This window comes from Bacillus sp. FSL K6-2841, from assembly GCF_037976435.1.
Taxonomy (GTDB): domain Bacteria; phylum Bacillota; class Bacilli; order Bacillales; family Bacillaceae; genus Bacillus; species Bacillus pumilus.
This window is the reverse complement of sequence record NZ_CP150266.1, coordinates 400,187-414,235: the sequence shown is the minus strand read 5'-3', so window position 1 is coordinate 414,235 and position 14,049 is coordinate 400,187. Positions and strand designations below refer to the sequence as shown.

Annotated in this window: 2 protein-coding genes; both read right to left on the bottom strand. The window is 45.9% G+C overall.

Features of this window, described 5'->3' with window-relative positions; all coding sequences use genetic code 11:
* Window positions 1-3 precede the first annotated feature (3 nt).
* Complete coding sequence (locus MHH68_RS02045) at window positions 4-10,134, bottom strand: amino acid adenylation domain-containing protein (RefSeq protein ID WP_339164894.1); 10,131 nt, start codon at window positions 10,132-10,134, stop codon at window positions 4-6.
* Window positions 10,135-10,197: 63 nt separating this feature from the next.
* A complete protein-coding gene (locus MHH68_RS02040; RefSeq protein WP_339164893.1) occupies window positions 10,198-14,031 on the bottom strand; it encodes an amino acid adenylation domain-containing protein in 3,834 nt (1,277 codons plus the stop codon).
* Window positions 14,032-14,049: the final 18 nt, after the last annotated feature.

Below are 14,049 nucleotides of genomic sequence, written 5' to 3'. Positions count from 1 at the left end.
CTCCTACACCCAATCCAAAATCTGAATCTTGTTTTTTTCAGTCCAAACGCCGACATCCCCTGTCGGATAGAGGTATTCGCCTGTTTGATGTTTGAATGGATGCGGAATTTTATGCGTCTCCATCCAATCGGCAAGCTCTCCGCAAAGTGCCTTGATACCCTCTGCACCGATAAAAATATCTCCAGGAAATCCTACTGGCATGAGCTGATGCTCTTCGCTCAGGACATAGATTTCTGTCTCACACGAAGGATCATGCACACCTGAGTAGACCTCTTCTTGATCTGGATACAGCACGCTGACTTGTGCATTTTTCGCCCAATCGGTGATCATCCGCTCTTTTTCTTCATTTGTCACGATCGTGAAGGAAGAGAGTGGTGTCTCCACTTGTTCTGTCATGGCTTCAAGTGTATGGACCAGCTGCTGCATCAGTGATTGTATTTGTTTTTCTGTATATTGATTGAAGCGGTATGTGACCCGAAGCTCCAGCGTATCTCCCGGGACAGCCACAAGGGTCAGGTCATAGTTTGTTTCTTCATGACTGGCTATGTCTAAGATCCGTACACCATATGGTTCTACAGATTCAATCGGATAGTTTTCAAACACGACAATGCTGTTAAACAATGATTCTCCATTCGGAATTTGGGTCATCTGCTGAATATCTGGCAGTACGGTATACTCGAATTCTCTCATGTGAAAAACCGTTTCCTGCGTCTGTGTCAGCACCTCGTCAATGGTCTTGTCTCGTGTGATCGGCAAACGGAGCGGCAAGGTGTTAATAAAGAGACCTGTCATGCTTTCAACCTCTGGTAAGTCCGCCGGCCGGCCAGATACTGTGACACCGAACACAACATCCTCTGAGCCTGAATGAAGGTGCAAGAGCAGACCCCACGCCGCCTGAAGCAGTGTGCTCATCGTGACCTTCTGTGTCCCTGTCATTTTCTCCAGCTTCTGCTGCATGTCAGGTGTCAGTTTGATACTAATTTGATCAATACCTGCTCCTTTTTCCGAAGCTTGCTCTCCGTCTCCTGGTAGTGGTGTGGCTTCCTCTACCCCTGACATGTAATGTTTCCAGAATTCTTGCGCCTTCTTTTGATCCTGCTTTTGCAGCCACTCAATAAAATCTTTATATGGACGCACAGCAGGAAGGTTCATCTCTCGTTCATCCACAAGCGAGCGATATATTGAAAAGGATTCCTCAATCAAGCCGAACAGGCTCCAGCCATCAATTAAAATATGATGAAAGCTAAAAACAAACGTGCAAGTTTTCTCATCACGATGGAATAGAGCGATACGAATGAGCGGTTCAGCCGCATCTTCTAATTCGAAATCCTTTGAACGATCGGTTTGTAAATACTGCTCAATGGTTTTCTTCTGATCCATTTCACTCAGGCGGCGCACATCGTGCTGAGTGAGGTGAATGCTTCCTTCTGATTGAATCAATTGGACAGGCTCCTTTAGCCCCTCCCAAGCAAATCTTGTCCGTAAAATCGAATGACGTTCTACAAGCAGATTCCATACTTTTTCATAGGCTTCACCGTCCGTTAAACCTTCGAGCGTCATATGCACCTGACCAAAATACGCCTGTGACGCTTGATCTAACAGTGCATGAAACAGCATCCCTTGCTGCATTGGAGACAGTGGATACACATCTATCACATTGTCTGGGAGCTCATCTATTTGCTTTTGCGTCATCTGGACCATTGGAAAATCAGATGGCGTAAAGCCGCCTTTTGTCTCTACACAATGCGTCAGAATATCCTCCATTTTTTCTTTAAATCGGTCAGGTAATTGACGCACCTCTTCCTCCTGAAGCAGTTCACGATTGATCATAAAATTCATCTGAAGCTGCCCATTGACAACGTATCCGTACACATCGATCAAATGCTGTCTTTCTGCTTTTGGATCATGTACATGCCCATTTCGCTCATCTGCTATATACAGATTTGCCTCACCGTCTATTTGATCTAACTGTCCAAGGTAATTAAAGCTCACCTGCGGCGCTGCCGTTTTAAGTAAACGCGCTGCTGTCATGTATTGGAGTAAGCCATAGCCGATCCCCTTTTGCGGCACAGCTCTTAAGGTTTCTTTGACATCTTTGATTTGCCTCTCAACATCGGTTTGAATAAAAGGAATAAAAATAGGATAAGAGCTTGTAAACCAGCCGACTGTCCGTGACAAATCCATCTGTTCAAATAAATCTTCGCGTCCGTGCCCTTCTAACGTGATCAGTAATGACTTTCCAACAGCTTGCGCAAGTCCAGATAAGAGTAAATCGTTCACTTCTGTTCGGTACGCTTGTGATGCGTGCCTTAGTAAAATGTCTGTTTGATCCTTCGTCAATTGAACAGTCAGGATCTCTGCATGTTCTTCTATATTGAAAAGCGCAGGTGTTTGAAAAGGAGAACCTTCTTCCTCTTGATCGATGATTTTTTGCCAAAAAGGAACCTGCTCTTGTAATTGATCAGTTTGTGCATATTCATAGAGTGCCTCTGCCCACTGTTGATAGGAAGCGCTTTTCTTAGCAAGCGTGATCTCCTGCCCTGCCGCAGCCTGCTTCAACCCGTTTAAGATATCTTCCTGTATGATGCGCCACGATACTCCATCCATCACAAGATGGTGGGCTGCGATGAAGAGTTCAGACGTGCGATCATTTGTCTGAAAAAGAATAAATTTGATCAATTCTCCTCTCTCTAACGACAGTGTTCCTTGACAAGCACTTGTCTCCATACGGATTTGCTCTATCGCTTCCTCGTGAGAAACATCCGTCAAATCAAAGAATGTGACACAAGGGATGATGCCGGGCGCACGAATGGTTTGAATCCATGTGCCGTCTGCTTCTTTTGTATAAATAGCTCTCAGCATATCGTGATGATCGACAAGTTTTGAAAGAACTTGTGTTAACAATTCGGGTTGTATAGATTGCTTGATTTCAATATGAGCTGATAGATTCCAATAATCTTGGTTTGTCATCGATTGCTCAAGGAACCAAGATTGGATTGGAAGCAGACGTACATCTCCCGTAACAGGTGATTGATCATAAGACACAGATACATCTGCTTTTTTCATCGCGCGTGCCAGCTGTGAAATGGTCTGTTTTTCAAATACATCTCTCGGCTGTATGATGTAGCCTTCCTGTGCTAAACGTGCCACCATTTGTATGACAATAATAGAATCTCCGCCAAGCTCAAAGTAGTTATCATGAACACCGATTGAAGGAGTGCCAAGAAGCTGAGTCCACACCTTTTCAAGTACTTGTTCTTCCTCACTGAGTGCCTGATCTGCTGGTTTGTCTGCTTCTTCCTGTCTCCACACTGGCGGCGGGAGACGCTTTTGATCTACCTTGCCGTTTGGCGTGAGCGGCAGTTCATCGAGCTCTATGAATAGGCTCGGTACCATATAATCTGGCAGTCGATCTTTTAACTTGCGGCGAAGGTCTTGCTGGGTCCATGCACCTTTTTGGACAAAGTAACCGATGAGGCGCTTATGACCACTCTCATGCTGATGCGGAATGACCGCACATTCTATGATGTCTTCAACATTCAGCATAGCGGCTTCAATTTCGCCGCATTCGACGCGATGTCCGCGTATTTTCACTTGATGATCAATTCTTCCAAGGCAGTCGATGATGCCATTTGGGAGCCAGCGGCCCATATCACCTGTTTTATATAAACGCTCTCCTTTATGGAAAGGATGCGGGATAAATGATTGCGATGTTTTTTCTTCATCTCCAAGATAACCTAGTGCCAGCCCTGTTCCGCCAACATAAATCTCTCCAATGACACCTTGCGGAACCGGCTGCAGCTGGTCGTCTAATACATAGGCTTGTGAATAAGCAATTGGCTGACCGATAGGGACGGTCGTCTGCTCTTCGTCTAATGAGCGAATGTGATACACACAAGAGAACGTGGTATTTTCAGTTGGTCCATAGCCGTTTAAAAGCCCTTCAGGTAAATATGGCAGTGCCTTGCGAATATGAGCTGCTGATAGCGCATCACCACCGACCAACAATGCATCGAATCCAGATAAAGCTTCTGGATGTTCCTCCGTCAATCGGTTGAACAGCGGCACTGTCAGAAATCCTGTTGTGATCTTGTATGACGTCAGCGTGTCAGCCAGTGTATCCATTGATAAAACTGTATTTCGATCAGTAAGAATCAGTCTTCCCCCGTTTAGAAGAGCTCCCCATATTTCATACGTAAAGGCATCAAAGGAGAAGCTGGCCATTTGTAAAATGCGCGTATGTTCATCAAAAGTGACATAGTTTGTTTCACAGACAAGCCGGATGACTGCTTGATGCGGAATCAAAACCCCTTTTGGCTGTCCAGTTGACCCTGAAGTGTAATTGATATAAGCGAGTCCATCAGGTTTTAGGGCAGCAGGTATAAGTTCTGCTTCTGATAAAAATTCTTCATATCCTTCATCAAGACAAATGAGTTCGGTTTGACTGATGGACACCTTTTTCAGCCATTCATTTTTTGTCAGTAACAGCTGAATACCTGTATCTCTCAGCATAAAATCAATGCGTGCATCTGGATATTCAGGATCAATCGGCACATAGGCGCCTCCTGCTTTCACGATCGCCAGCACCCCAAGAATCATTTCAGGCGACCTGTCCATGAGCAGCCCTACTGGTTCATGCGGCGTCACACCTCGCTGCTGTAGAGAAGCCGCAAGCCGGTCGACTTTCTCTTGTAACACATGATACGTCCACTGCTCTTCCCCGAATTCGAGAGCTATGGCATCAGGTGATTTTCTCACTTGCGCTTCAAACCGCTCCGTGATGAGAAGCGGGCCTGCCGGCTGATCCATTTTGCCGCTCCATTCATAGAGCAGCTGATGCTTCTCTTTTTCTGTCAGGTAATTCATTTGTTTGATCGGCTGTGCTGGATTTTCACAAATACGCCCAAGCAGCTGCTCGTAGTACCGAAGGAACCGGTCCATCGTTTCGTCAGAAAATAAGTCCACATCATACTCCAGTTTTAATTGAAGACCCTCCGCTCCTTCAAAGACAAACAGAGATAGATCGAATTTGGCGGTATCGTTATCTTCAATAGCTAAAACAGATGTCGCCTCCCCCATTGGAGAAGCCTCAAGCGGCAGATTTTGCAAAACGAACATGACCTGAAACAGCGGCTGTTTGCCAGCCTCACGTACAATATTCAGCTCATCTACGACCATCTCAAACGGCACATCCTGATGCGCATAGGCGCCCATTGTTGTTTCTTTCACCCGTTCTAATAGATCAGTGAAAGCAGGGTTCCCGCTATGATCGATCCGAAGTGCCAGCGTATTGACGAAAAAGCCGATGAGTTGTTCCATCTCCGTCCGATTTCTCCCAGCAATGACTGATCCAATCACAAACTCATCCTGTGAAGACAAACGGTGCAGCAGTGTTGAAAAAGCGGTCAGCAGCGTCATATAAAGGGTACTGTCAGTTTTTTTAGAAAGCTCAGCCAGCTGATCTGACAGCGACTTCGACAGATGGTATTTTTTCGTTTTTCCTTTGTAGGATTGAACAGCTGGCCGCGGGTAGTCATACGGCAAAACCAAATCTTCTACAGGGACTGCAAATTGCTCCTTCCAATAGGAAAGCTGCTTTTGCAGCGTCTCACCAGTCAAATACTCCTTCTGCCATAGGGCATAATCCGCATATTGAATTGGCAGCGGCGTTAGATTAGGCTCCCGCCTGTCGATCATTGCTGTATACCATTCAGACAGCTCTCGTGCGGCAATCCCAACCGACCAGCCATCTGACACAATGTGGTGGATGGACATCAGCAGCAAATGATCTCTTTCCGATAGCCGAATAAGTTTTACACGAAAGAGCGGGTCATGCTCTAAGCGGAAAGGTGTGCTTGCCTCTCTTTTTGCCCATTCAGCCGCTTTTTGTTCTTTTTCTTCCTGCGACGTTAAATCTGATAGATCCACCACATCAAGCTCTGGAAGGGTCATATGCTCATGGATGATCTGCACCGGTTCATCGCCGTTCATAGTAAAGGTCGTTCTAAGCGACTCATGCCTTTGCACCATTTGCTGAAGACTGCGCTGAAGTACCTTCACATCTAAAGATCCATTCACCCGAAAGGAAATTGTATTATTGTAAAATGGCAGATCAGGCTGTAATTGATAGAGAAACCACTGTCTTTGCTGGGCATAGGACATCGGAATCTCCTGGCCCTTTGCCATTTTCCGAACCTGTACCGCTTCATCCACTTTTGCATGCGAATCGATCCATGTCGCTAATTCCCCAAGTCTCGTATGCTCGAAAAGAACAGCGAGCGGCACATCAAATCCCATTCTTTGTCTCACCGCTGACAGCATTTGCGTTGCCTTGAGCGAATGACCTCCGAGTAGAAAGAAGTGATCACCACAGCTGACATTTGAGACTTCAAGCAGTTCGGACCAAATGCTTGCCAAAACTTTCTCCGTCTCCGTTTGAGGTGCTCTGTCTTCTGCATCCTGTCCGCTTTCCTCAATGAGTGCTTTGAAATACGCTTCATCCGGCATGCCATCCTCTGATTCTTTCCAGTATTCCTCAGGAAATAGATGGACGGAATATTCACTAGATAGATGAGTCTGCAAACATGTATAAATGGACTGATACAGCCGTTCTTCAATGGCTTTTGTTTTGTCGGTTTTGTAAAAAACATACACAGCTTTCTCTGTTCGGCTCTCCGCATGAAGCATCTCTTGAATGTCCTGCTTCGACCGATCTAATCCCATATAAATGAGAGGTGCATCTGTCATTAAACATGCCAGCATCGTCTGGAAGCCCGCCCGCTTCGGAATCGGAAGATAGCCTCTTTCTTTTAACATACCTTTGATTATCGAACCCTCGCTCATGCCAATCTCATCCCACATGCTAAAGCTAAAGCAGTATGGCTTCACGGTAGATGTCAGCTTCTGATAATGAGCAAATTGTTCAACGAACTCATTGGCAGCAGAGTAAGCGCCTACGGTCATCCCGCCCTTCAATGTTCGTGCTGATGAACTAGAAAGAAATACGACGTTCTTCCGTTTAGAAGCCGCTTCATGAAGCGCAATCGTGCCATATACCTTTGCTTCGTACATCGCATGTAAGGACACAGACGTCATGTCAGCAAGCAGCTCTTCTTGAATGATGCCAGCGAAATGAATCACGCCATGCAGCCTTTTTCCATGGGCCACCTCTTGTCTTGAGATAAGGGCTTCAAGGGCTTTTGCATCCGTCAAGTCCACTTCTTCATAATGCACAGTGCCTCCGCGTTTTTCCGCTTGTTTCTCAAGTGAGGTCAATACGTCTTGCTGCTCCGCAGATAAAGCTGCTCGTGCCTTTCTTCCAAGCAGAACAAGATGCGCTTGATAGGACGTCAGAAGATGTTCACTTAGCATCCGTCCTATTCCGCCAAGCCCGCCTGTCAACACGTAAAGCCCGGTTGATTCAAATGGTGGTGTCTTCCTCTTTTGCTCTCTTTCTAGATGAATCGGCGTTAAAAGAGGAATATAACGAACACCTTCGCGGTAAGCAGCAATATGACAGCTTGTGTCCTGTGTAAGCTCTGTCATGATCGCTGATGCATGGGAACGGTCAGCCGATTCTGTCAGAGAAAAATCAAGACACCGCACCTTGAGAAACGGCCACTCATGCTGTACAGCTGTCATCAATCCTGCTGTCGTTGCTTTTTCCACATGATGTGTTTGATCTTCTGGCAGATTCATCGCATGAGCGGAGACAAAAGTGATCTCTACAGGTTCCTCATAGGCGGCAATCGCTTTTGTTGTATATAATGCACTCATGCTGCCAATTTTCTGCGCTTCCTTCGCCATTGCCGCTTGAAGTGTGTCTTCCTTGTTTGTATAGTTCCAAAGGTGAATGATTTGTTTCACCGAAACGCCATACGAACGGAGCGTCTCAAAGAGTTGTTCGTAGTCTGACGGCCGATTCGGGTGGATGATGAAGTGAGTTTGTGTGAGTTGTGTGAATGCTTGACCCGGTTCAACCGTAATATAGGTTTGTTCATTGTTTGATAGGGATTTCAATTGATCTGCCAGCCCTAATGCATCTGCAAAGATCACTGTATCCCCTGCTGTCTGCTTTTCAGTTTTATGAAGCGGAGCGGGTGTCCACTTCTTTTGATAACTCCAATCAGGCAAGGTATGTTCATTTTCAAGTCTGATGTCCAGTTCCTTAATGATTTCGTCGAATTCTCCTTCCTGCCACCTTGTCTTGAGCTGTGCCCTTTCTATTTTTCCAGAGCTTGTTTTCGGAAAGGCATGCTTTTGGACAGGAATAATTCTTGATGCAGAAAGACCCATTTTTGTTGCAATATGGGTTTTGATGTGCTGGCTAGCCCTCATGATATAAGCAGGCTCATACAGCTTCGGTGTAAAAAAGAGAATCAGTTCATCGGATGCAGATGCCTCCATTCGCACGGAGCAAGCAGCCACAAAGCTTGTTTCTACGCCGGGTACTTCCTCTGCCATGGCTTCAATTTCATAGTTGTGATAATTTTTCCCGTTGATGATGATCATGTCTTTTTCTCTACCGGTTAATGTCAGCCTTCCTTCATGCAGAAAACCTAAATCACCCGTGTGAAACCAGCCCTCTGTTTGAAAAACCTCTTCATTCGCTTCGTCATTCTTGTAATAGCCCTTCATTGTCGTCGGCCCTTTGATTTGCACGCTGCCAATATGATCTTCAGGAAGAAGCTCATGCTCATGGTTGACGATACGAATCGTGATACCTGGAATCGGTTTCCCCAACTCTGTAAAGCTAACGGTTCCAGTGTCGCGTGCCTCTGCTGGTCTTAGCTGCTCTGTCAGCGATGTTTCCTCAAAGGTCAGAACCCCGCTGTTTTCATCTCCCCGCTCAATCGCAAAAGAGAAGACAACGGCTGATGAGATTTCTGACATACCGAAAGCCGGTCTGATGACGTCTCCTTTTAAGCCGTGCGGAGCGAGCAGGTGTAAAAACCGGTGGATCGTCTTCGGTACGACCGCTTCTGCCCCATTGATCATGCACGACATGGAAGACAGATCCCAAGACCTTGAAGAGATTTCTTTCTCATAATCATTGATCATCGCAAATGCGAAGTTAGGTGCCCATGTCTTCGTTGCACGATAACGGTCCATCCAGTCAAGCCAGCGCAGCGGCTGAGCGATGAAGTCATCTGTTCTTGCCCGAATCTGCTCACAGCCTGTGTACACATTGACAAGATGGAACATGACAATGCCGCCAATATGATCTAATGGCATCCAGTCTAACGAGACATCTTCTTGTGTAAACCCATTGGCTGCCACCGTTCCTTTGACATTCGCCAGCACACTTCTATGAGAATGCTCTACGCATTTGGGCATCCCCGTACTTCCAGACGTTAAGATAAAAAAGACGGAATCATCAGGCGTGACTGGATGTGCTTCTAAATCTCTTTCTAAAGTAAGCATTGGTTCAACGGCTGCAACACGTAATTGATCTGTATGCCACAGTAAAGCTAAGCCTTGCACCTCATCAATCAGCGAGTCATCCGTGAGAATGAGCGGATGCTCCAGCAGGTTCCAAGCGTGATGAAGCTTCTTCACTGAGGCATTCATTTCCCGATAGGTCGGGGCTGACGATACAAGTGTTGGGACAAATCCGCCTAATACACATGCCCAAAAAGCCGTGACCATCGCATGATTCGATGAAAATTGAAAGAACACAGGATCTCCCGGCTCAAGGCCTAGTGCTCTTAAACCCGTCAGCACCCGCTCGGCATCCTCCTTCAACTGCGCGTAGGATTGCGTGAGCTCATTTTCACTATTGATGATATAAGTCAGCCCATTTGTTGATTTGGCTGCCTCAGTTAGAGCGTCCTGCAAGGTTTGAGCTCCTGCACGAACATCTATATCCCCTCCATAGGAAATGGCTGGGGGCATGTCTGCTAAAGCAGGTGAAGCCATTTGCGTTTGTATCCATTCAGCTGCGGCCTCCTGCTCCATGTGATGGTCTAGAAATAAATGAGAGAGGTGATATGGCCGAGGTCGAATGGTTTTTTCACGAGAAAAAACAGCGAAGCGTTCGATTTCGTTGGTTTGTAAAATGGTATTCTGTACATCTTGTAAAATCGTATCCATTGATTCATGTACATTCGATTGATTGATGGTTGATGGTTTCATATGAGTTCCTTCCCTTTTTTGTCAGGCAGGGCTGCCAGTGTGCACCCCTGCCTCATCTAAAGTTTACAAGACTGTTTCTCTATTTTTATGATGGACTATTTCTTTAATGAGCTGTGCATTTCGGACGGCACATTCTTTGTTTTTGAACATGTCGGCGTGCTGACCAAAGCCTTGAAATTCTCGATAAGCGCCGGTCGTCGCAGTTTCCCATTTATCCATCCATTCTGGTATCGCAATATGCTCTTCGGATTGGATAAAGTCAATGTCTGCGTGTATCTCTCCTTGGTTCACCCCCTTAACAAAAGCTTCATAGTAAGCCCTTGTTTTTTGAGCAAGCTCGTCTTGAATGAGCTCCGCTTGGGCAAGTTCACTTTGCTTCGACTGATGGACGATCGCGGCGATATCGTCATCAATGGATCGTCCTTCTAAATCACTTTCTCCTATTTTCTTATACGAATCGATCATGATGACCTTTTCGACGGTCCGCCCTGCTTGTTCGAGCGATTGAACAAGCTCAAATGCTAGGTAGCACCCGCCAGAGTAACCCATCAAAGTCAGTGGTCCTTCAGGCTGAAGGTGCTGGATATGCTGAACGTATTGCGTGATTCGGTGATCAGCTTCAATAAAGTCAAAGGCGATCAAACGAATACCATCGAGCGTTTTTGCGGCTTCCTGATAGATAAAGCCATAGCCCGGTAATGGTGGTAGAGCAAAGACTGTTGGCGTTTGAGATTCATTGAATACAAGATAGCCTGCAGCTTCCTGATCCTGCTGTTGAATATAACGGCTGACTGCTTCAATGGTAGGTGTCTCAAACAGCAAGTGAATAGGCACTTGAACATCAAATTCCTTTGTCACCTTAGATAAAAGCGACATCGCTTTTAATGAATGCCCGCCAAGCTCAAAGAAATGGTCATCTGTGCTGATATCTTCTCTTTCAAGCACTTCCCGCCACATCACAAGCAGCTTTTGTTCTACCTCATTTACCGGAAGCTTCACATGACGGTTTCCTTGAGGCACCTCTGGCTTTGGCAGCTGACGTTTATCAACCTTTCCATTTGGCGTAAGTGGCATTTTCTCAAGTCTGATCAGTTCATGAGGCTGCATGTAAGCCGGAAGTTTTTCCTTTAGCCCTGACCTGATCACATTGAGTTTATCCTTCCACTCCTCCTCACACGTCATATAGGCGAGCAGCCTTGTATGCTGCGTGTTATGCTGATCAGCTATAAGGGCCGCTTGTTTTACACCTGGATGCATGAGAAGGTGGGCTTCAATTTCTGTCAGCTCAATTCGATGACCGCGAATTTTCACCTGATCATCCACTCTGCCCGCATACTCAATCAAACCGTCCGCTCGAAAATAAGCCAAGTCTCCTGTACGATACAGCCTTTCTCCCGTAGCGAATGGATGCGTGATAAAGGCTTGTTTCGTCAGATCAGGACGATTCAAATACCCCTTCGCAAGCCCTTTGCCGCTCAGACAAAGCTCTCCGACCATTCCAATCGGCTGAAGCTGTCCGTGCTGACTCAATATATAAGCACCCGTCTGGTTGAGCGGCTTTCCGATTGGAATCGAACGCGCTTCCATCGGCAGAGCCTCATCGACTGGATAATAAGTGGCGAATACTGTTGATTCGGTTGGGCCGTAGACATTGATGAGTCTGCCTTTCCCCATAACAGCAAAGGCTTTCCTCACATGCTGGACTGATGCCCGCTCTCCGCCAAACAGAACCTTGCGCACACTGCGCATCCAGTCGGTTTCTTCATCAACGAGGAGATTAAATAATGCTGTCGGAACAAACATGACAGAAATATTTTCCCTTTTAATCAATCCCGTCAGCTCGCCCATGTTTAAAATGGTCTCTTTTTTCGGCAAGACAAGCTTCGCTCCGTTTAAAAGTGCGCCATACACATCAAATGTAAAGCCATCAAATACGCTGTTGGATAGTGACAGCAGTGTATCTGTTTCTGAAATGGTTAAGTAGTTTGTATTTTTGACCACCCGGGCAATATTCGAATGGGTCGTCATAATGCCTTTTGGCTGACCTGTTGTACCAGACGTATACATGATGTAAGCCGTATCGTGTAAGCCTGCTTCAAGCGGCAGATTCTCTGAGCTCATCAGTGAAATTTCTTGATCATCTGCAAACAGATACGTTCCATCAAACGCAAGTGCCTTCACTTGACCGATAAAGGATGAGTGAGTCAGTAAATGCGTTGCTGCGCTGTCTTTAAGCATGTATTGAATGCGGCTTTCTGGATAATCGGGATCAATTGGCACATAGATTGCACCTGCTTTTAAGACAGCAAGCAGACTGACAATCAGTTCAGGCGTGCGGCCCGCTAAAATGGCGATGACCGTTTGATGCGTGACCCCATTTTTTTGCAAATGTCTTGCCAATCGGTTGGCTTGTTCATTCAGCTCCGCATATGTCATCGTGTGCTCACCTGCTGATAATGCGACCGCATTCGGCTGTTTGCGGACATTATGCTCAAACCATTTCGACAAATACAGCTGGTCATGCTCAAGCTCGGGCGCATTCCATTCCTCAAGAATCAGCTGCTTTTCCTGTTTTGTGACAAGTGTAAGTGTATGAACCGATTGATCAGGATGTTTGACCGCCTCCTTCATCAATAGACTCAGCTGTTCCTTTAACCGTTGAACAAATTGAGGATCAAATGCTTTTTGATTAAAGGCCAGCTTCAATTGCAATTGTTCTCCTGGTGATGCCAGCAAATTGAGATCATAGTTCGATTTTTCATACACATTCATGTTTTCCACAGTAAATCCTAACCGCTCCTCTTGCTCTTCCTTCTTTGCGGCTGGGACATTTTCAAACACGACAATATGATCCATGAGTGGCTGATGACCTGTCTTTGCCTGAATATCATAAATTGGAATGTATTGGTGCGGCTCGGCCGCAAGAGACTGCTGCTGCGTTTCTGACAGAAGAGAACGGAATGTCATGTCATCTGTCAGCTGAATTCTTCTTGGGATGACATTAATGAACAAGCCAACCATTCTGTCAACACCAGCCAAATCTGCCGGACGCCCCGACACAACCGTGCCAAACAGCACATCATTTGAACGCTGATATCTGCTCAATAAAATTGACCAGACTGATTGAAGGACACTGCTTAACGTCGCATTTTGCTGGAACGCTAACTCTGATAAAGCAGCCGTTTCTCCCTTGCTCATCGACCATTCCAATTCGCCTAATTCGTGTTCATTCGTTTGCTTTCTCTGTTCTTTAAAGGTAGAATGTCCATCAAACCCAGCTAAAGATTGCTGCCAGTATTGAAGTGATGCTTGTTTATCTTGTTTTTCCAGCCATTGAATATATTCTTTGTACGGTTTAACCGGTTCCAGCTTGTAAGGGATATCATGCAAAAGGGCATGATAAATCGCAAATAGCTCCTGCACCACAAGCCCAAAGCACCAGCCATCAAGAAGGATATGGTGATAGCTCCATATCCAGCGATAGCTGGCAGGGCCCGTTTGGAAAACAGTTGCCCGCATGAGCGCATCCTTCGAAAGGTCAAATCCTCTCAGCTGATCCTGTTGTTTAAATGTCTCAATACGTACAAGCTGTTCATCTTCAGAAAGCTTCTGCATGTCCACCACATCAAGCGTAAAAGGACGTTTCTTCAGCACAACTTGGACAGGGCGCTTCACTTTTTCGTGGAGAAATACGGTACGAAAAATATCGTACCGCTCCACGATGATATTCATGCTTTTCTCAAGTAAGTCATGACGCAGTGTGCCCTTTACGTTCATATCCATTTGCTCAACATAAAAGCCCTTTTCTTGGTGATGGAGGGTATGAAACAGCATGCCTTCTTGCATCGGTGACAGATAATACATGTCTTGAACTTGATCCCTTTTAAATGAACTCATCTATTTCATCCTCCCTTC

What these genes read in the sequence shown, in the direction of transcription:
- MHH68_RS02045 (WP_339164894.1), bottom strand. Translation starts at nt 10,134, where the DNA reads ATGAAACCATCAACCATCAATCAATCGAATGTACATGAATCAATGGAT.
- MHH68_RS02040 (WP_339164893.1), bottom strand. Translation starts at nt 14,031, where the DNA reads ATGAGTTCATTTAAAAGGGATCAAGTTCAAGACATGTATTATCTGTCA.